The sequence below is a fragment of the Providencia sp. TYF-12 genome (assembly GCF_041344805.1).
GTDB lineage: Bacteria > Pseudomonadota > Gammaproteobacteria > Enterobacterales > Enterobacteriaceae > Providencia > Providencia huashanensis.
Genome location: NZ_CP166833.1, coordinates 3,540,602 through 3,561,774 on the forward strand (window position 1 = coordinate 3,540,602; position 21,173 = coordinate 3,561,774).

The 21,173-nt window shown below is 41.1% G+C and carries 19 protein-coding genes; 11 read left to right on the forward strand and 8 right to left on the reverse strand.

Annotated elements, in window-relative coordinates; all coding sequences use genetic code 11:
* Positions 1-434 precede the first annotated feature (434 nt).
* The 5 genes from miaB (at position 435) to lnt (ending at position 6,095) form a co-directional block, all read left to right on the forward strand.
* Positions 435-1,865 (forward strand): tRNA (N6-isopentenyl adenosine(37)-C2)-methylthiotransferase MiaB, encoded by a 1,431-nt coding sequence (miaB, locus tag ABE954_RS16385; RefSeq protein ID WP_042848340.1) that lies wholly within the window; start codon positions 435-437, stop codon positions 1,863-1,865.
* Positions 1,866-1,909: 44 nt separating this feature from the next.
* Positions 1,910-2,962, forward strand: a complete 1,053-nt coding sequence (locus ABE954_RS16390; RefSeq protein ID WP_042848420.1) for a PhoH family protein — start codon at positions 1,910-1,912, stop codon at positions 2,960-2,962.
* Entirely contained in the window at positions 2,963-3,436 is a 474-nt protein-coding gene (gene ybeY / locus ABE954_RS16395; RefSeq protein WP_042848341.1) for an rRNA maturation RNase YbeY, read from the forward strand. It abuts the gene before it with no gap.
* Positions 3,437-3,678: 242 nt separating this feature from the next.
* Positions 3,679-4,563 (forward strand): CNNM family magnesium/cobalt transport protein CorC, encoded by an 885-nt coding sequence (gene corC, locus ABE954_RS16400; protein ID WP_042848343.1) that lies wholly within the window; start codon positions 3,679-3,681, stop codon positions 4,561-4,563.
* The gene (gene lnt, locus ABE954_RS16405) at positions 4,563-6,095 is read left to right on the forward strand and encodes an apolipoprotein N-acyltransferase (protein ID WP_042848344.1); all 1,533 of its coding nucleotides are present in this window, start codon (positions 4,563-4,565) and stop codon (positions 6,093-6,095) included. Before corC ends, lnt begins: the two co-directional genes overlap by 1 nt.
* 49 nt (positions 6,096-6,144) lie before the next feature.
* Here the strand turns inward: lnt and ABE954_RS16410 are convergent, their stop codons facing one another.
* Together ABE954_RS16410 and ABE954_RS16415 are read right to left on the reverse strand one after the other, a co-directional pair.
* The gene (locus ABE954_RS16410) at positions 6,145-7,059 is read right to left on the reverse strand and encodes a sugar kinase (RefSeq protein WP_210814413.1); all 915 of its coding nucleotides are present in this window, start codon (positions 7,057-7,059) and stop codon (positions 6,145-6,147) included.
* Complete coding sequence (locus ABE954_RS16415; RefSeq protein ID WP_042848346.1) at positions 7,059-8,078, reverse strand: SPFH domain-containing protein; 1,020 nt, start codon at positions 8,076-8,078, stop codon at positions 7,059-7,061. The genes ABE954_RS16410 and ABE954_RS16415 overlap by 1 nt, the downstream gene beginning before the upstream one ends.
* A gap of 151 nt (positions 8,079-8,229) precedes the next feature.
* Here ABE954_RS16415 and ABE954_RS16420 point away from each other — a divergent pair, with 151 nt between their 5' ends.
* On the forward strand, positions 8,230-8,943 hold the full coding sequence (locus tag ABE954_RS16420; protein WP_042848348.1) for an NUDIX domain-containing protein: 714 nt from the start codon (positions 8,230-8,232) through the stop codon (positions 8,941-8,943).
* Positions 8,944-8,991: 48 nt separating this feature from the next.
* On the opposite strand, the gene ABE954_RS16425 is transcribed toward ABE954_RS16420, so the two are convergent.
* From ABE954_RS16425 to ABE954_RS16445, 5 genes are all read right to left on the reverse strand, one after another.
* Positions 8,992-9,519 carry a hypothetical protein gene (locus tag ABE954_RS16425; protein WP_048606353.1) on the reverse strand — a complete coding sequence of 176 codons (528 nt, stop codon included), beginning with the start codon at positions 9,517-9,519 and terminating at the stop codon, positions 8,992-8,994.
* A gap of 110 nt (positions 9,520-9,629) precedes the next feature.
* On the reverse strand, positions 9,630-10,130 hold the full coding sequence (locus tag ABE954_RS16430; protein ID WP_210814411.1) for a protein disulfide oxidoreductase: 501 nt from the start codon (positions 10,128-10,130) through the stop codon (positions 9,630-9,632).
* Positions 10,131-10,408: 278 nt separating this feature from the next.
* Positions 10,409-11,140: a DsbA family protein gene (locus tag ABE954_RS16435; protein ID WP_042848351.1), complete on the reverse strand. Its 732-nt coding sequence runs from the start codon at positions 11,138-11,140 to the stop codon at positions 10,409-10,411.
* On the reverse strand, positions 11,137-13,215 hold the full coding sequence (locus tag ABE954_RS16440; protein ID WP_371025586.1) for a protein-disulfide reductase DsbD family protein: 2,079 nt from the start codon (positions 13,213-13,215) through the stop codon (positions 11,137-11,139). Before ABE954_RS16440 ends, ABE954_RS16435 begins: the two co-directional genes overlap by 4 nt.
* A 48-nt stretch (positions 13,216-13,263) precedes the next feature.
* Positions 13,264-13,674, reverse strand: coding sequence for a hypothetical protein (locus tag ABE954_RS16445; protein ID WP_042848354.1), 411 nt, complete (start codon positions 13,672-13,674; stop codon positions 13,264-13,266).
* Positions 13,675-14,324: 650 nt separating this feature from the next.
* Between ABE954_RS16445 and ABE954_RS16450 the strand changes: the two genes are divergently transcribed.
* From ABE954_RS16450 to ABE954_RS16465, 4 genes are all read left to right on the forward strand, one after another.
* Positions 14,325-15,218 carry an amino acid ABC transporter substrate-binding protein gene (locus ABE954_RS16450; RefSeq protein WP_042848356.1) on the forward strand — a complete coding sequence of 298 codons (894 nt, stop codon included), beginning with the start codon at positions 14,325-14,327 and terminating at the stop codon, positions 15,216-15,218.
* A gap of 118 nt (positions 15,219-15,336) precedes the next feature.
* Positions 15,337-16,077, forward strand: coding sequence for an amino acid ABC transporter permease (locus tag ABE954_RS16455; RefSeq protein ID WP_166687230.1), 741 nt, complete (start codon positions 15,337-15,339; stop codon positions 16,075-16,077).
* A 1-nt stretch (position 16,078) separates the two neighbouring features.
* Entirely contained in the window at positions 16,079-16,759 is a 681-nt protein-coding gene (gene gltK, locus ABE954_RS16460) for a glutamate/aspartate ABC transporter permease GltK (RefSeq protein WP_042848358.1), read from the forward strand.
* Positions 16,756-17,481 carry an amino acid ABC transporter ATP-binding protein gene (locus ABE954_RS16465; RefSeq protein WP_042848359.1) on the forward strand — a complete coding sequence of 242 codons (726 nt, stop codon included), beginning with the start codon at positions 16,756-16,758 and terminating at the stop codon, positions 17,479-17,481. Before gltK ends, ABE954_RS16465 begins: the two co-directional genes overlap by 4 nt.
* Before the next feature lie 309 nt (positions 17,482-17,790).
* Here ABE954_RS16465 and ABE954_RS16470 read toward each other — a convergent pair whose 3' ends face one another.
* Positions 17,791-18,207 (reverse strand): GFA family protein, encoded by a 417-nt coding sequence (locus ABE954_RS16470; protein ID WP_042848361.1) that lies wholly within the window; start codon positions 18,205-18,207, stop codon positions 17,791-17,793.
* A 374-nt stretch (positions 18,208-18,581) separates the two neighbouring features.
* Between ABE954_RS16470 and leuS the strand changes: the two genes are divergently transcribed.
* Positions 18,582-21,164 carry a leucine--tRNA ligase gene (gene leuS, locus ABE954_RS16475; protein ID WP_048606348.1) on the forward strand — a complete coding sequence of 861 codons (2,583 nt, stop codon included), beginning with the start codon at positions 18,582-18,584 and terminating at the stop codon, positions 21,162-21,164.
* Positions 21,165-21,173 lie beyond the last annotated feature (9 nt).

Consider the following 21,173-nt stretch of genomic DNA (forward strand, 5'->3'; position numbering starts at 1 on the left):
ACACTATTCATTGTTTGATGGGATTATTATTTGATTAAGCTATTGTACCCAATATTTGCGGCTCTCACAGAAAATATCCATGTTAGAAACCCATAAGAGTGCTACATTGAGTGAATACCGCGACGCCATAAGTGGCCTGTTTTGCTTAAAAGCCGTTAATTTGCATAAAAATTAACCACAAATACTCAACATCCTCTAGTCACTGATGCCTCAAATGAATACAATACGCCCTAACTTTAAAACAATAGGCAAATTGCCTGCCCTTAAATTTGGTGTAGTGATATTATTTTAAATATCTTTGCATTTATCCCATCATACAATGATGTTCTTCATCAAAATGCATGCAAGTTCCCAAAAAGAGGGTAGGACTTTGGATTTACAACGCGTTTCGAGGTCCATTACACTAGCCGCTTCGAAAACACCGGATATACGACATGTCGACGAATAAAAAGCTATACATTAAAACTTGGGGTTGCCAAATGAATGAGTATGACTCATCCAAAATGGTTTCTTTATTGGAAAATACCCATGGTTACCAACTCACTGAAGTTGCAGAAGAAGCTGATTTATTACTGCTAAATACCTGCTCAATTCGTGAAAAAGCGCAAGAAAAGGTTTTCCATCAACTCGGGCGTTGGAAAACGTTTAAGGATAAAAACCCAGATATCATTATTGGTGTCGGCGGTTGCGTAGCCTCACAAGAAGGGGACTTTATCCGTCAGCGTGCACCAAGTGTTGATATTGTTTTCGGTCCACAGACCTTACACCGCTTGCCTGAAATGATTAATCAGGTGCAAGGTACCCGTAGCCCTGTGATTGATATCAGTTTCCCTGAAATTGAAAAGTTTGATCGCTTACCTGAACCACGAGCAGAAGGCCCAAGCGCATTCGTTTCAATTATGGAAGGCTGTAATAAATATTGTACTTTCTGCGTAGTGCCTTATACACGAGGCGAAGAAGTTAGCCGCCCTTGTGATGATATTTTATTTGAAATTGCACAATTAGCAGCACAAGGTGTCCGTGAAGTTAACTTGTTAGGGCAAAACGTTAACGCTTATCGTGGTGAAACCTTTGATGGTGAAATTTGCTCATTTGCCGAATTATTACGCCTCGTTGCTGCTATCGATGGGATTGACCGTGTACGCTTTACAACCAGTCATCCAATTGAATTTACAGATGATATCATTGAAGTATACCGTGATACCCCTGAATTGGTGAGCTATTTACACCTTCCAGTGCAAAGTGGTTCTGACCGTATTCTTACCATGATGAAACGGGCTCATACCGCACTAGAATATAAAGCCATTATTCGCAAACTGCGTGAAGCTCGCCCTGGTATTCTTATTAGTTCAGATTTTATTGTTGGCTTCCCTGGCGAAACTAACGATGATTTTGAAAAAACCATGAAGTTAATCGCTGATGTGGATTTTGATATGAGTTTTAGCTTTGTTTACTCAGCGCGTCCCGGTACACCTGCGGCCGACCTTCCAGATGATGTCAGTGAAGATGAGAAAAAACAGCGTCTATACTTATTACAGCAGCGCATTAACCAACAAGCCATGAGCTTTAGCCGTGCCATGTTAGGCTCTGTACAACGCATCTTAGTGGAAGGCCCTTCACGTAAGAGCCTCATGGAACTTTCTGGCCGTACCGAAAATAACCGCGTTGTGAATTTTGAAGGCACACCGGATATGATTGGTAAATTTGTGGATGTAGAAATCGTGGACGTCTATGCAAACTCCCTACGCGGCAAAGTGATCCGCACAGAGGAGCAAATGGATCTTCGTGTTCACGAATCCCCTGCATCTGTCATTGCACGTACTCGTAAAGAAGATGAGCTAGGTGTTGGCAACTATCAACCCTAAGTAATAATCTAACGATAGGATATTCAGTGACCGATACAACAACTTTGCAAATCGCAACACAAGAAATCTTTCTAGAACCCGCAGATAACCAGCGTTTAATGAGCCTCTGCGGGCCATTTGATGACAATATTAAGCAACTTGAACGCCGTCTTGCCATCGAAATTAACCGACGCGATAACCGTTTTAAAATATCGGGCAAACCACTTAATGTACAAGCGGCAAGTAAAATTTTACGCCAGCTGTATGTGGATACCTCCCCTGTGCGCGGTGTTATTCCGGATATAGACCCTGAAAACATTCACTTAGCGATACTCGATAGCCGTGTCTTAGAGCAATCCGCTGACAGCGTGCCAGACTACGGTAAGGCCGTGAATATCAAAACAAAACGTGGTGTAATCAAGCCTCGTACACCAAACCAAGCGCAATATATCGCAAATATTTTAGACCATGATATTACGTTTGGGATTGGCCCTGCTGGGACAGGGAAAACATACTTAGCTGTTGCCGCTGCTGTTGATGCACTAGAGCGCCAAGAAGTTCGCCGAATATTGCTAACTCGTCCAGCTGTTGAGGCTGGTGAGAAGCTCGGTTTCTTACCGGGGGATCTAAGCCAAAAAGTTGACCCTTATCTTCGCCCCCTTTATGACGCCTTATTTGAAATGTTAGGCTTTGAAAAAGTTGAAAAACTGATTGAGCGAAACGTGATTGAAGTTGCGCCATTGGCGTATATGCGCGGCCGCACCTTAAATGATGCTTTTATTATTTTAGATGAAAGCCAAAACACGACCATCGAACAGATGAAAATGTTTTTGACGCGTATTGGGTTTAATTCCAAAGCGGTGGTAACAGGGGATATTACCCAAGTTGACTTACCGCGCGGCAGTAAATCGGGTTTACGTCACGCCATAGAAGTCCTTTCTGGGGTTGATGATTTAAGCTTTAATTTTTTCCACAGTGAAGACGTTGTTCGTCACCCAGTAGTGGCTAAAGTTGTTATGGCTTATGAAGCATGGGAAGAGCAAGACAATAAGCGCCGCCAGCAGTTACGTGAAGAAAAAGAACGACAACAGCAATTTGAAAAGCAGGAAAACCAATAAATGAGTGGCATCGATATTATTCTCGATTTACAAATTGCATGTGAAAATCCGGACGGCTTACCCTCTGAAGCTTTATTTGAACGCTGGTTAGCCGCAGTACTGCCTAAATTTCAAGCGCAAAGTGAAGTCACCATTCGCATTGTAGACGAAGCGGAAAGCCATCATTTAAACTTAACCTACCGAGGAAAAGATAAGCCCACAAATGTATTATCTTTTCCTTTTGAAGCACCGCCGGAAATTGAGCTGCCATTATTAGGCGATTTAATTATTTGTCGTCAAGTTGTTGAGCAAGAAGCGATTGAACAACAAAAAAGTGCTGAAGAGCACTGGGCACATATGGTGATCCACGGTTGCTTACATCTACTAGGTTATGACCATATTGAAGATGATGAAGCTGAAGAAATGGAAAGCTTAGAAACGGAAATCTTAGCAGAATTAGGTTATGACGACCCCTATCTTGCAGAAAAAGCATGATCTAACTATAATTTTTCTAGTTATCTTTTATAAAAAAGCATTATTTTACAAAAAACTGACGGTAATTATGAGGATAAACCGTCAGTTTTATGCTAAAAAAGAATCAAGCAAGTTGTTTTTATTAACTAACCTAGCTCTAAATACTTTAACTTGTGCTATTAAACCCATAGCCGAGTACAGCTAACAGCGCTGTAGTTCAAAGTATGTCGAGTATTTTATTGAGGAATACAAAATTAACCGCCATGAGCGACGATAACTCTTCGAGTAGCGATAACCCTGGTCCTAAGAAAGGGTTTTTTGCACTATTAAATCACCTGTTCCACGGTGAACCTAAAAATCGTGATGACTTAGTCGAATTAATCCGCGACTCTGAACAAAACGATTTGATTGATCCTGATACCCGCGAAATGCTTGAAGGGGTAATGGACATTGCGGATCAACGCGTACGCGATATTATGATCCCGCGTTCCCAAATTGTTACCTTAAAACGCAATCAAACGCTTGATGAGTGCCTTGATGTCATTATTGATTCAGCCCACTCACGCTTCCCTGTTATTAGTGAAGATAAAGACCACATAGAAGGTTTATTAATGGCAAAAGATTTGCTGCCATTTATGCGCACTGACGCAGAACCTTTTAGTATCGATAAAGTCTTACGTCAAGCAGTTGTTGTACCTGAAAGTAAGCGAGTAGACAGGCTACTCAAAGAGTTCCGCTCTCAACGCTACCATATGGCTATCGTCATTGACGAGTTTGGTGGTGTGTCAGGGCTTGTTACCATTGAAGATATTTTAGAGCTTATTGTTGGCGAAATCGAAGACGAATATGACGACCAAGATGACGTTGATATCCGTCAACTCAGTCGGCATTCTTATTCTGTCCGCGCGCTGACGCAGATAGAAGACTTCAATGATGCTTTTAATACACAATTTAGTGATGAAGAAGTTGATACCGTGGGCGGTTTAGTTATGCAAGCCTTTGGTCACTTACCTTCCCGTGGTGAAGTTATCACTATAGACAATTACCAATTTAAAGTTGCCATGGCAGACAGTCGTCGAATTCTTCTGCTTCACGTGAAAATTCCAGATGACGCGCCAGTTCCGACTTTGGAAGAAGAACAGACTTAATGAATTCAACGTCTATTTATCAAAGTCAGCGGTTACGGTTACTGCTGGCTTTACTATTTGGAGCCAGTGGAACACTGGCTTTTTCGCCTTTTGATATCTGGCCCGCTGCACTACTTTCTATTCTTTTCCTTCAATTACTCACCTTACAGCGGACGGTTAAGCAATCTTTTTCGATTGGCTTTGCTTGGGGGTTTGGTTTATTTGGTAGCGGTGTCAATTGGGTTTACGTGAGTATTGCTGACTTTGGTGGAATGCCTGGCCCTGTTAATGTACTTATCGTTATTCTTCTGGCGGCATATCTCTCTCTTTATACCGGTCTATTTGGGGCATTACTCACTAAATTTGCTCCCAGTGCCAATATCTGGCGTTTAGTCTTCCTTGCACCTGCACTTTGGCAGTTAACTGAATTCCTACGAGGTTGGGTATTAACTGGCTTCCCATGGCTCCAATTTGGTTATAGCCAAATTGATGGGCCAATGAAAGCATTAGCACCAGTTTTTGGTGTTGAAATGGTTACCTTGTTGCTATTTAGTATCAGTGGCCTATTAGTGCTAGCGATAATACGCCGCAGTTTTATGGCCTTAATAGCGGCTGCGGTTTTATTGTTTGCCCCCCTACTTGCCAAAAATATTCAATGGTTCACCCCTCTTGAAGCCAAAAAAATGCAAGTCGCTTTAGTACAAGGCAATATTCCCCAATCAATGAAATGGGAAGCCAGCTTTTTACAAAAGACCAAAGACACCTATATGGAGTTATCAAGGCCTTATATAGGTAAAGCTTCACTGATCATTTGGCCCGAATCTGCCGTCCCTTCCGTTGAACTCGATAACCAAGCTTGGTTAAAATCCCTCGATCAACTGCTGGCAGGCTCTAATACGCGCTTAATAACCGGAATTGTCGATGCAAGGCCAGCGAATGGTGAGTATGAATTTTTTAATACTATTATCGTATTAGGTGATAAAACGCCGTATCTTTACCCTTCTAAAAATCGTTATAACAAACACCATTTAGTTCCATTTGGCGAGTTTGTTCCCTTAGAGGATATACTACGCCCTATTGCCCCTTTCTTTAACTTACCTATGTCAGGTTTTAGCCGAGGTGATTATCAACAAGCTCAGCTAGCGGTAGGGAATATGCATCTTACAGCCGCAATTTGCTATGAGATAATCTTAGGTACGCAAGTTAGAGATAACTTTAAGCCAGATAGCGATTACTTACTTACCGTATCAAATGACGCATGGTTTGGAAAATCGATTGGCCCATGGCAGCATTTCCAAATGGCTCGAATGCGTTCGTTAGAGTTAGGTCGCCCATTACTACGCTCAACCAATAATGGAATTACTGCTGTGATCAGCGCTGACGGGACAATCCAAGATATACTGCCTCAGTTTAAAACAGCAGTACTTGCCACTGATGTCATCCCGACGACAGGGTTAACGCCTTATGCACGTTGGAGCAATTACCCAATGTGGGCCGTGGTTGTCATCTTTGGCTTACTAGGTTTCACAATGAACCGACGTAGAAAAATTTAATCTGTCATCAGCCTCAATAAGCAAAAATATTGAGGCTGATGAAACTAAACTAACCAACAAGTAACCCTCGTAAATCTGAGATTTTCACTGTAACAATACAGCCCGCATTAAACTGTAAAAAATCATCTTCTATTCCATCTGAGAAAATAACGCCATTATCAGGCATCAACGATTCAAGCATTAGAGGTGATTCTGTTTCTATCGTGCCAAACACCCATTTCGTGCCCGTTGTTTTACTTAAAAAAGGCTCCCTAACGCTAAATTGCAATTTATTGTCTCCCCAACCAAATCCATTAGAAAGGGGATGATGTGCCACGCCTGTAATCGCTTTAGCTCCAGCTAAAATAGATTGAAACCACCCCGTTGAACCCAACCCTGTTGAAACTATAATTCCAGAAGAAGATTGAAACTCTTTCTCCCCTTTCCAATTCAATAAATAACGCGCAGAGGTATGGCTTTTCGGGCCAATGAACAAGTCATTCACCGCTAATAATGATTGACCATCATTGGTTGTTGCTTGTGCAAAAGTAACTGTTTTTTGCTCTGCCTTGCCTTGTATTGTTTTTTGTACAACTTCCTTTAGTTGGCCTATTTCAAAAGGTAATAATTTGCCATCCCATCTCGCTGGGTCTGGGTTAATCGCAATAATAGGCTGCCCATTCAGGTACTTTAACGTATTGGCAACTAAGCCATCCTGCCCGATCACAACCACAATATCTTGCTTAGAAAATTGGTAACTGGGCAATAGTTTTCTTTCTAATAATTGAAACCTACCTAATGGTTTTAATATTGATTCAGCTTGGATTAATTGCCTCTGATAAAGATCATGCTCATTAAGATAATCATCAACTTCCACATGGTTATGCTCTAAATAGAATTTCGCTTGTGGCCATGTATTAAAGCGTTCAATCAATTCCTGTAAGCGCGTCTTACGTGTTACTAATACAAATCTAGCATTATCCATTACTTCCCTCCTTTTTTCATTAGTTGACCAAATAGATCAGGTGATAGATTAAGTTCCCCTATCTTCCCTGCATTTTGAGCCAGTGACTCAAAAGCCATTGCCATTAATTGTTCTGGGTTCATTTTTGCCAGCGCTAGCGCTTTTAAATTTTCAACGGGTAACTGGCTATAGGCTTTCATTTTGGTTTCAATAGCATAAGCATCTGCTTCTGATTGAATACGCTGGTTTCCCACACTGAGTGTGACTAACTCTTGGCGCTTTGCCTCTGCACTAACTTGTGCAACCAACTCTTCTTGCTCTATTTCTGCTCGTTCTCGTAATAGCTTACGTTCATTATCAAGGCGAGCTTCTTCAATTTGTTGTTCTTTTGCTTGAACAGATAAATCCGTTTCTAATTCCGCTTCTTTAATCGTTCTTTCTTGTTCAACAGAAAATTTGCGTCTTGCGTAAATAGCATCATCCGCTTCTTTTAGAATTGACTCCCTCGCTTGCGCCTCTAACGCTTTAAGAGTTTCAGGTGAAGGCGCTATTGCAGCAAAAGAGACGTCTAAAATTTCAAGGCCTAATGATTCAATTAGCGTTTGTTCTGCCAGTTGTTGAGTGACTAAAGTCACTAATGATTGGCTAATAAGTAATGCATCACGCAATGAAGTCGTTTGAATTCTGGCTTGGATAATAGTTTGCGCAGCCCTCACTACTCTATCACTCAATTTAAGTGGGTCTTCAGAAGCGTGATTTTTTCCATCTTTAGTTAAATTGAAATTTAATACATTTGCTGTTTTTTCTGGGTTCTTCACTTGAAATGAAATTTGCCCCTGAATGCGTAAACTTTGAAAATCCGCAGTTTGTAAATTAAAAATAAAAGGAGCTTCTTGAGCACTTAACGGTAATGCCGCAATAGATGTCTTATCCGAGTTATACCAAAAACTAATCCCCTTTCCTTGCTTACGCACTTTCCCATTCACTGACTGAATAACAAATGTAGATGAGTCTGCTTTGAAATATTTAAAATTGAACATAGTCCACCTCTCATTAATGTCCTTATGACTTTAATTAATTATTGTCCTATAGACACAAACAAGTCAAGCATTAAATGTCTTAATGACATTAATTGGCTTTTAGCGTATGATAGCTCTATTGATTTGAGTGCAATTTAAAGTAGGTAACAATATGAATGAAAAAGAATTTTTAGCAGGATATAACAAAAATGAATATCTCTCACCACTACTGACTGTTGATGCCGTCTTGTTCACATATCATGAAAACACACTCAAAGTCTTATTAGTCGAAAGGGCAAATTTCCCTGAAAAGGGGAAATGGGGGTTACCTGGTGGCTTCGTTGATGAACAAAATGATAAAACTATCGAAGAGACAATCCTACGTAAGCTAAAAGAAAAAACTGGGGTTATCCCGCCTTATGTTGAACAACTTTGTACGGTAGGTAATAAACAACGTGATCCTCGGGGTTGGTCTGTCACTGTCTGTTATACCGCTTTAATTGCTTATCAAGATTGTGAAGCTCATATTGAGACCGTCGAATCAGTAAAATGGGTATCTATTGATGACATCGCTACATTGCCTCTGGCATTTGACCATTTACAACTCTATCAACAGGCTCGTGAGCGCTTACAACAAAAATCACTTTATTCCATCGTACCCGGCTTTGCTTTACCTGACGTTTTTACACTGTCTGAATTGCAGCATGTCCATGAGGTTTTAATTGGTAAGACTTTGCAAAACAAGTCTTTTAGACGTCGTTTAGAACAAGCAGACTTGCTTATCGATACAGGGGAAAAACGCCATGAGCGCGGCCGACCAGCCAATTTATACCGCTTAAAACCCCAATCGGCTGAATACCGTTTTATTCGTAATTTAGAGTTTTAATCATGAGTACGCCTGATAAATAGCGATTATCAGGCGCAATAATAAAGGTTAGAGGCAAATAGCAGGAGTAACAATATAGGTAAAAATTAATTTATTGGATTTATAATAATTATGCGTGATCCCATCAGGGAACATTTCATGTAAAATTTTCATTCCTGCATCCTTACCGCAGTAATTTATATCTAAGACCTTACGCATGTTCTGCTGCCAGCTATTACTCTCTAGCACATTGTCAGGGATCCCTTTGATAGTATATTGATAAAACAACATGCCATTTTTTTCTGTCACCTCTGTTAATAATGTTACATCATCAATCAACATAGGTAATGACTTCGCCATTTCAGACAAAAAAATACCACGCAGCATTGTCGGGTCATCATCTGACTTGGCATTAAATGCATTGATTTTATCTTCTGTCGAATTGCTTTTAATTTCATCAACGCGCTGTTTTAATTCTGAATTCGCAGTTGCTACAGAAGACGGCTCAGATTTTGCTTTTTCTTCCGTATCAGGCGAGCACCCAACCATTAATACTGCACCTAACAGTAAGCATACTGTTTTTTTGAACACTACCATCCCATCCACCTATTTTATTATTTATATAGCAGGATGAGTTTACCATAATGATAAATTAAACTTATAGACAGAAAAATCCCCTTTTAACGAGCGAGGGGATCATAAAAATATTAAAATGAGGCTAACCACATACGCATTTTTAAACCATAAGAGCTAGTCCAGCCTGAAGTAAAACTAACTAACTCGCCGTTATCAATTACCATAAACGTCGGTGTTGCACTGACTCCTACCGCATTCGAGAGCTGCCCACTACTGTCATTGATAACAGGGAAGTTTAAATCCTTTTTTTCCATCCCTGAGACTAAGCGAGTCGTTTCACCGGAACGTATGGCAACAGAAATAATCGGCATACCTGATTGATTTAAATCTGAAACTGTTGGCGAAGTTAGATTGCACACACCACACCATGTAGCCCAAAAATAAACCAATATCGGTTTTTCTTTACTTAACTCAGCTAATGAAACCGTTTCACCATTAACTAAAGTATGTTGTTCCAACAATGCAGGGGCTAAAGTTTGTGGTTTACGCCACAAGTCCATTACCGTAAAGGCAACAAACAATATAATGGCTAAAACGATAATTTCTTTAGACCACTTTTTCAGTCTATTCATACGGTTATTAACCTATTTGTTATCAAATAGTACAAATTTAAAGTGTAGCAAAGCAAAGCATTTAATCGAAATTAATGCTTTGTCATTAAGTTAAAATGCTTTCTTTGCTGATTCGCTAATACTTTTCTAAGTCAATCTTAAGCTTAGCTTTATCCCCTAAATAATTCGTGTTGTGGCTAGGCGGCAAGTGAAACTAAGCCCTAGGAGCATACATCAGTATGTGACTAGGGTTAGTATGCCAAGCCAACAACGCCACAGCGCGAAGTATAACAAGGATATTATTTGAGCTTAGCCAACTGCTCTTTCACTATCGCTTCAAACTGCTGCGCATCAATAGCCCCTGGGATCATTTCTTCACCGACTAGTGTCGCTGGTGTCCCATTCACTCCCAGTTTTTCAGCTAACATCATGTTAGTACGAATACCTTCACGGCTTTTTTCGCTCGCTTTCAGTTTATCATTACCCGTCGCTTTCAGGGCTTCTTTGATATTCGCATCAGACAGCATGCCTTGCTTTTGCATAAATTTATGATGTAACGCTTCAAACGCCTTTGGATTCTCTTGCCATAATGTCATCGTTAATTGAGCCGAATCCATTGAAGTCTGGCCTTTAAATGGCAGATATTTGATAACCACAGCAACATCATTTGGATATTTTTTCACGATATCCTCTAGTTGTGGGTCAAAACGTTTACAGAATGGGCAGTTAAAATCAGTAAAGTTGACCAAAACTAGCTTCGCATTTTTATTACCTAAAACTGGGCTAGTTGGGTCATTAAATAATGCCTCTTTTTCCATTTTTAGCGTTTCTTTCATCTGCGCTTGTTGCTTCTCACCCTGTTTGGCTTGCAGTGCGACGATCGCCTCTTCTAAAATCTCAGGGTTTTCTACTAACGTATCTCTGACTAACTTACGAACTTGTGCTTCCTGTTCTGCATTTAGTGGCGCGGCTTGTGCCATTGCACCAAACATAAGTGATGAAAATAGAACAGCTAAAATTGTTTTATTCATTTTGTGGCTCCTTTGGCCTGATTCATAACTGATATTAACGACTCACGGTCAAGTATAGTTGACAGTACTTCGCCTTCGGCCAAGTTAGGGCCATAAATTTGATTAAATGGAACAGCTACCTGCCCACGTTTTTGTAAGAAGGCAGTAATTTCTGGTGATGGTTTCGTCCAATCACCACGTAAAGCGACGACGTCAGGCTCACTAAGAAGCTGCTGAATATCATCTCTCAATAACACATTGTATTTATTCGCCTTACAAGTCACGCACCATTCAGCGGTTACATCAATAAAGACACGTTTATTATCGGCCAGTGCATCTGTAATTGCCTGCTCAGTTAATGGCTGCCAATCTACACTATCCTTTACTAAAGAACGGCTTCCGGTATGTTGCTCTTGCGTCATCCACACAAAACCAATAGCGAAAACAGCAAATAACAACAATGGCAAGAACGCAGCTCGTCCCCCTCTTTTTATCGCAATAAAAACCACCAGCAGTACTAAGAAAATTACCGCTATAGCTGTTGATACTGTGACACCAAAATGAGGAATTAATAAGCTAATTAACCACAAGCTGGAGAGGAGCATCATCACCCCAAGCACAGCACGTAATTTTAGCATCCACATGCCAGGTTTTGGTAATAACCTTGATATTACTGGGAAAGCGGCGATTAATAACCAAGGCAAACTCATCCCGACTCCCAGAGCCGTGAAAATCAACCATAACTCTTCCATCGGGGCGGTAAGTGCAAAAGCAACTGCGGTGCCCAAAAATGGTGCAGAGCAAGGAGTCGCTAGCAGGGTTGCAAAAACGCCTTGCCAAAAATGCCCACTATTTCCATGCCCACCAGCGGTTGCAAGACGAGTGTTAGCCTTACTCCCTAAATTAATTTCAAATAAACCAAATAAATTAGCAGTAAACAGTGCTGTAACTAGCACCATAAAACCAATAAACCATGGGTTTTGAAACTGAATTCCCCAGCCAACGGCTTGTTGCCCAACACGTAACAGCGTCATGAGTAAAGCAAGTAACCAGAAGGAAACTAAAATTCCTAAGGAAGATAATAAAAATTGGCGACGAATGGTTTTTTGTTCACCTTGAGGCACCATCAATACAGAGCCCAGCTTCATCGCAAGCACAGGAAGAACACATGGCATTAAGTTAAGGATTAACCCACCAACCAAGGCAAATACCACCACTTGCCATAAGGAAATTGCACTTCCAGCGTTACTTCCACCAATAGTTCCTGAAAATGAACCAACTTGGCTATTAATTTGCTGAGAAATATCACCATCACTCACAACAAATGAAACAGTTTTACCGGTTAAATCTGGGGATTCCCCACCCCAATCATCACCAACGTCGATAGTTGCTGTTAAATGCTCCCCTGAGACTTCAATCTCAGGCACCCCTAATGTTGCACCTTCAACAACATCAGTGAAGATATTCGGTTTCCCCCACGAGCTACCTGAATTTTTTTGTAATTCGATAACGAGCTTGTCATGGGCAAAACCAACTTTAGTTTGCTCAACTAAACCTCTTGTTGGCGGTACTGCCCCTTTCGCTTGGTTAAACGCCCAAGTAAAATCAGCAGGAACAGGCTCAGTTAAATCGAGCTCAAACGGATAATCCGTTAAAATACAAACGTTACTACAAGTCGATAATGTTAATGTCCCAGCCAGTTTATCTAGTTTTTCAGTACTTTTGACTGTAATAGGGAAAACAATATCCCCCATATAGCCTTGAGTTGATACCCCTGCGACATCAAAACGCCCAGGCGTTGGCCATTGCCAATCGGTGGACTCTACAGGTGATGACCACACAATTTCAGGTGCAACGCCACCCTCTCCCGGTGAGCGCCAATAAGTTTTCCAGCCATCATCAAGTTTCACATCAAGCAAAATATCGATTTTACCCTGTTCTTGGGTAGAACTGAGTAACCTCACTTGTGCATGCCTTGGGGTGTTATCACTCATCCACCCGTTATTCGCTGGTTGCAACCACCCCGTATCCGCAGCATGAATGCTGCTCGAAAAAAGAGCAAATAAAATTAAAAATGAATTAATCAAAAAACGCATTGTTTCCTCCAGAATAAATTACACAAACAGATCCCTATTTGTTGTGTGCTAATTCCGAAGATTACAAAACTGTAAATGTCGTCTGACACGAGGGGGGGCATGTTTCTCTTCATTGTTAGCTCTAGATATAAATAGATTAGTGCAAAATAGAGTTAATGCAGCTAAAGAAAGAAACATAAAGAAGAATGGTTCAATAACAGCAGGCAACAATGTCATTAATGACTTCGCGCTAAGTTCACAACTGGAAAGTTGAGTACTACTGTTATCACTCTGTTCTATTTGAGGTTGTTCGACATAGCTAAAGCTATACCCGGTAGGGTCTTGCGCCTGTACTAACACATTAGGCACAAAAAAATTGGCGAACAGACGCTCTCCGACAGCACGTTGGTTCATACAAACCAACACCATCAGACAGGCGAGTATCACTAATCCTTTACCTAATTTCAAATGCCTGTTCATGCGTATCTCGGTATATCTTCCTGAAATAACACCAATTATATGGTTTACACGCTAGTAGCAATGATAAAAACCATGCTTTGATTAATACCATTACACCATCTATAAGTTAAATAGAGGTTACATCTTACACAGCAAAACATTCCGTACAAGTATCATCATCTAACTTTACAAAAAAACATTCCTTTTTAGCTCAATGAAAATCTAAACACATCTAAAAGTAGGCACAAAAATTGCTTTATTTTAATCATCGAGTGAAAACGAAATGATTTGCACTCTAACGGTGCATGATTGTCGGATTTAAACAAATTTTAGCCGCTGTTTATCATGTTAGTGCAGCAATTCAAGAAATCGCCAAATAATATGCGAGACAGCTCCCGAAATTGAAACAATTTGTTTTCATTAATTAACAAATTTAATTACTTTTTAACAATAATAAAACATATAGCGGATAATCGCGGCATTGTCTAAATCAGCAAAATATCCGCAAACACAACACAACAAAGCCAAAGTCATTCAAGGGGTATCTAACGGAAGAACAACAGTTTAGCTAACAGCAGCTTTAACCGCAATTAGCCCAACTGACGCTCGCCCGTCAAGATAGCGTTTGAAATACGATGGGTTTACACCGATGGTCTAAAGGAGCTGTAATTATGCGTATAAGTAAGCTTGTATTATCAATGATGATTTTAGGTGCAACCTGCGCTGTTCAAGCAGAAGAGCTAAACGGTACTCTGAAAAAAATCAAAGACAACGGTGTAATTGTTGTTGGTCACCGTGAATCCTCTGTCCCATTTTCCTACTATGATAATAGCCAAAAAGTCGTTGGTTACTCACAAGATTATTCCAACGAAATTGTCGATGCAGTAAAGAAAAAACTCAATATGCCTGATTTACAGGTCAAACTGATCCCGATTACTTCACAAAATCGTATTCCATTACTGCAAAATGGCACATTTGATTTCGAGTGTGGCTCAACCACCAATAACTTAGAGAGACAAAAACAAGCTGCATTCTCTAACACTATCTTCGTGGTCGGCACACGCTTGTTAACCAAAGGCGATTCAGGTGTGAAAGATTTCGCAGATTTAGCTGGGAAAAACGTCGTGGTTACCTCTGGTACCACCTCTGAAATTCTACTCAATCAGTTAAATGACGAAAAAAATATGAAGATGCGCATTATTAGCGCCAAAGACCACGGTGATTCATTCCGTACCTTAGAATCCGGTCGTGCAGTTGCCTTTATGATGGATGATGCGCTGTTAGCGGGTGAGCGTGCTAAAGCTAAAAAACCTGAAATATGGGAGATAGTCGGTACACCGCAAACTGAAGAGGCCTATGGCTGCATGTTACGTAAAGATGACCCTCAGTTTAAAGCTCTCGTTGATGAAACTATCGCCAATGCACAAACATCAGGCGTCGCAGAGAAGTCCTTTGAGCGTTGGTTCAACCAGCCAATTCCACCCAAAAATCTCAACCTGAAATTTACGTTATCCGATGAAATGAAAGCCTTATTTAAAGCACCGAATGACAAAGCATTAAACTAATAAAAAGACAAACAGGGTATTACTGTGAAGTAGATAGTGGCAAGGCGGTCGTTCCCCGCCTTGCATACTTATCGATAACAGTATTCGGGGATCTAATTGCCCACAGGAAGTCAACATTATGTCTATTGATTGGAATTGGGGGATTTTCCTTCAGGAAGCCCCGTTTGGGAATACCACCTATCTAGGGTGGTTAATATCTGGCCTTGAAGTCACCGTTACACTTTCTATTTGTGCATGGATTATCGCATTCTTAGTCGGTTCAATTTTTGGTATTCTACGTACCGTACCTAATCGTTACTTAGCCTTTATTGGCACTGCCTATGTTGAGTTATTCCGTAATGTACCATTGATTGTGCAATTCTTTACATGGTATTTGGTGATCCCTGAGCTGCTGCCTCACTCCATTGGGGATTGGTTTAAAATGGAGTTAGACCCTAACTACCAATTTTTTATTTCTTCAATGTTATGCCTTGGGTTATTCACAGCCGCACGGATGACCGAACAAGTTCGAGCCGCTATTCAATCGCTCCCTCGCGGGCAGAAAAGCGCAGCTCTGGCGATGGGGCTAACTCTCCCACAAACATATCGTTACGTTTTATTGCCGAATGCTTACCGAGTAATATTGCCACCAATGACCTCAGAAATGTTGAATTTGGTCAAAAACTCAGCAATCGCATCAACAATCGGCTTAGTTGATATGGCTGCACAAGCGGGGAAACTACTGGATTACTCTGCTCATGCATGGGAATCATTTACAGCCATAACGTTAGCTTATGTTGGTATTAACGTCATCATTATGATTTTAATGTCGCTACTCGAACGAAAAGTTCGTTTACCTGGCACTATTGGAGGGCGATAAGATGCTTTACGAATTTGACTGGAGCTCAATTGCACCGAGTATCCCCTTCTTAATTGATGGCTTTATTGTCACCGCTAAAATTACACTTACCGCCATTGTCGTCGGGATTTTATGGGGAACAGTCTTAGCTGTTATGCGGCTATCACCTTTCAAGCCTATCAGTTGGTTTGCTGCCTTATATGTTAATACCTTTCGTTCTATCCCGTTAGTCATGGTTTTATTGTGGTTTTATTTGATTGTGCCTAGCTTATTACAAAATGTTCTAGGCTTATCACCAAAAAATGATATTCGTTTAATTTCAGCAATGATAGCCTTCTCCCTTTTTGAAGCGGCCTACTATTCAGAGATTATTCGTGCGGGTATACAGAGTATTTCCCGAGGTCAGGCATCAGCAGCATTAGCTCTTGGTATGACAAATATGCAAACCATGAGGCTAGTTGTATTACCACAGGCTTTCAAAGCAATGGTACCATTGCTACTAACTCAAGGTATTGTCTTATTTCAGGACTCCTCATTGGTATACGTCCTAAGTTTGACGGACTTCTTCCGGACAGCCACTAACATTGGCGAACGGGATGGCACACAGGTGGAAATGGTACTATTCGCAGGTCTGGTGTACTTTATAATCAGTTTTGGCGCTTCCATGTTAGTGAATTATCTTAAGAAAAGGACTGTTTCATGATTACCCTGAAAAATGTATCTAAATGGTATGGCCAATTTCAGGTGCTTACAGACTGCACAACTGAAGTCAAAAAAGGCGAAGTCGTGGTAGTGTGTGGGCCATCTGGCTCTGGTAAATCCACATTAATAAAAACAGTGAATGGCTTAGAACCTATTCAGCAGGGTGAAATTTTTGTGAATGATATTCAAGTTAATAGCAAAAAAACTGACCTTGCAAAGTTGCGTTCTAAGGTGGGAATGGTGTTCCAGCACTTCGAGCTATTTCCGCATCTATCAATTATAGAAAACCTAACATTGGCACAAGTCAAAGTATTAAACCGAGATAAAAAAGCCGCTGAAGCTAAAGGGTTGAAACTCTTAGAACGAGTTGGCTTAACAAGCCATGCGAACAAATTCCCTGCTCAATTATCAGGGGGACAGCAACAACGTGTCGCCATTGCCCGCGCACTTTGTATGGACCCTATTGCAATGTTATTTGATGAACCAACATCTGCTCTTGACCCTGAAATGATCAACGAAGTACTTGATGTCATGGTTGAATTAGCTCATGAAGGGATGACCATGATGGTGGTTACCCATGAAATGGGCTTCGCCAAAAAAGTAGCAAACCGCGTGATCTTTATGGATGAAGGGAAAATTGTTGAGGACAGTAAAAAAGAAGACTTTTTCGCTAACCCACAATCTGAACGTGCTAAAGATTTCCTTGCGAAAATACTTCATTAATTCATCTCAATAATATATCTAAACAACGTGGCAGGGCTCCCTTGGAGTCGCTGTCACGTAATCTTCCATAATTTATCGTCTAACCGCATTTTTCTTAACAACCATGAAAATCAACCGACAAAATATTTCCATCTTATAGATTACTCACCCCGACGAATTAGACTGTACTCACTGCGATTTCACCACGTTATTTACACAAGAATTATGTACACAAGAATTGTTGTGTCGAGGGTTATAATAAAGCGCTATACCGTTGCACCAAAAACGCTCATGAAACCGCACTATTTTGGTATAAAGCGCTTTAGCTCGTCATTCTTCTTTAGTCATTTTTTTAAATATTAACTGCCCCATTACGCCACCGCCACCATCATTTGGGTGGTTAACACCATCCATTACATTCACAGATGCAAAATCAAATGGTGAGACACCTTCTAAACAGGCAGCATTTACCCCGTATTCCTCTGGGTTTGATCGCCGTTGATGAAAGGTATAAATACCGCACACCGAACAAAAAAAATGAACAGCTTGATGAGTATTAAAACGATATTCTGTTAACTTATCTTTTCCTTCCAAAAGTTTAATCCCTGATAATGGTGCAGAAACAGCGACAGCCCCTCTCATCGCACAGAAAGAACAATTGCAGCGCCTAGCCGTATTTAACCCATCGGTTAATTTCACTGTAAACTTTATTGCCCCACAGTGGCATTGAGCTTTAATCGCGTTCATTTGTTTCCCCTTTTATCGGTATCACCTCTAATTTACGTTCAATGAGTTCATCTTATTTAAGGAATTCATGCTTTTTCATTCGGGACAATAAAGACAATGCTCTTTCTATAGAAATAAACAACAACTTGCTGAATTCAAAATAGTTCAACAAACCACTACCATTTAGCTGTTTTTTTAGTTAAGTTGTTTGGTTATCGGCATAAAATATGCTGATCCCGTTCCCCGAAAAGCAATATTCAGCTTCCCCCCGCAGGTTCAGCTAATCAACTATTGTTGTTTTCGGTACAGATCCGCTATGCTATGCGGATCTAAATAAAGATAGACATCCACGCTACAGATGTAGCATTTATATTCACCATAGGATTATCGGTGCCATGCAAGAACAATATCGTCCAGAAGATATAGAGCCTAAAGTACAGCGTCACTGGGATGAAAAAGAAACTTTCAAAGTGACAGAAGACAACAGCAAAGAAAAATACTACTGCCTGTCCATGCTACCTTACCCTTCTGGTCGACTACACATGGGCCACGTACGTAACTACACCATCGGTGACGTTATTTCTCGTTACCAACGCATGTTAGGGAAAAATGTACTCCAACCAATCGGTTGGGATGCGTTTGGCCTACCTGCTGAAGGTGCTGCGGTTAAAAACAATACAGCTCCTGCACCTTGGACATACGCCAATATCGATTACATGAAAGGCCAGCTAAAAATGTTGGGCTTTGGTTACGACTGGAACCGTGAAGTCACAACCTGTACCCCTGAGTATTACCGTTGGGAACAATGGTTCTTCACTAAATTATATGAAAAAGGTTTAGTGTATAAAAAAACCTCAGCGGTTAACTGGTGCCCACACGATTTAACTGTACTCGCCAATGAGCAAGTTGTTGATGGTTGCTGCTGGCGTTGTGATACCCCAGTTGAACGCAAAGAAATCCCACAATGGTTTATTAAAATCACAGATTACGCAGAAGAACTGCTCAATGACCTCGATAAACTCGAAGATTGGCCAGAGCAAGTCAAAACGATGCAACGTAACTGGATAGGCCGCTCAGAAGGGACTGAAATCACCTTTAATGTAGCCGAACGTGATGAAACATTAACCGTTTATACTACCCGCCCAGACACTTTTATGGGGGCGACTTACGTGGCTGTTGCCGCAGGTCACCCTTTAGCTAAAGAGGCAGCGACTAACAACCCTGAATTAGCTCAATTTATTGATGAGTGCCGTAATACCAAAACCGCAGAAGCGGATATGGCAACCATGGATAAAAAAGGGATGGCAACAGGGTTATTCGTTGTGCATCCATTAACCCAAGAAAAACTGCCAATTTGGGTCGCTAACTTTGTTTTAATGGAATACGGTACGGGTGCTGTCATGGCAGTTCCTGCTCACGACCAACGTGACTGGGAGTTTGCACACAAATACAACTTACCTATCAAAGCCGTTATTGCTGATGCAGAAGGCAACGAGCCTGATTTATCGCAAGAAGCTATGACGGATAAAGGTTCTCTGATTAATTCAGGTGAATTTAGCGGGTTAGATCACGAAGCTGGTTTCAATGCGATATCAGACAAACTGGTTGCTCTTGGCGCAGGTCAACGTAAAGTAAATTATCGTTTACGTGACTGGGGAGTTTCACGTCAACGTTATTGGGGTGCACCTATCCCAATGGCAACATTAGAAGATGGCACAGTCGTTCCAATTCCTGAAGATCAACTGCCAGTAATTTTACCTGAAGATGTCGTAATGAATGGTATTACTAGCCCGATTAAAGCCGACCCTGAGTGGGCTAAAATCACGATTAATGGTCAGCCAGCCCTACGTGAAACAGATACCTTCGATACTTTCATGGAATCATCTTGGTATTACGCTCGGTATACATGCCCACAACACAATGAGGGTATGTTAGACCCAACTGCGGCTAACTATTGGTTACCGGTTGATCAGTACATTGGTGGTATCGAACACGCTATCATGCACTTAATGTATTTCCGTTTCTTCCATAAATTAATGCGTGATGCAGGCTTAGTAAACTCCGATGAGCCAGCTAAACGTCTGCTGTGCCAAGGCATGGTATTAGCTGATGCATTCTACTACACCGGGAGTGACGGCCAGCGCGTTTGGGTTTCTCCAGCAGAAGCGATTGTTGAACGTGACGATAAGAACCGTATTATTAAAGCTGTAGACGCAGAAGGCCATGAACTGGTTTATACCGGTATGAGCAAGATGTCTAAGTCGAAAAACAACGGTATTGACCCACAATTAATGGTCGAAAAATACGGTGCCGATACCGTTCGTCTGTTTATGATGTTCGCCGCACCACCTGAATTAACCCTTGAATGGCAAGAATCTAGCGTAGAAGGTGCGAACCGCTTTGTTCGCCGTGTTTGGCGTTTAGTACACGAACACTCACAAAAAGGGGCAACCTTACCTTTAGATATCAGCACGTTAACGCCAGAGCAAAAAGACTTACGTCGCGACCTGCACAAAACGATAGCTAAAGTTACCGACGATGTTGGCCGCCGCTATGCATTCAACACTGCTATTGCTGCTGTGATGGAGTTCATGAACAAACTCGTTCGTGCCCCACAAGAGAGCGAACAGGACCGTGCGTTAGTTCAAGAATCTCTAGAAGCAATTACGTTAATGTTGTCACCGATTATCCCACATGCTTGCTTCGAAATGTGGCAAGCGCTTGGGCATAATGAAGATATTGATTTTGCTTCTTGGCCAGTTGCTGATGAGCAAGCGATGATTGATGACACCAAGCTGGTTGTTGTTCAAGTTAATGGTAAAGTCCGTGGTCGCATAACAGTTCCTGCTGATGCAAACCAAGAGTTTGTACTGGATATGGCACAAAAAGAGTCTAGCGTAGCGAAATACCTTGAAGGTGTTAGCATCCGCAAAGTAATCTATGTTCCAGGCAAATTGCTAAACCTTGTTGTAGGTTAATAGTTAGGT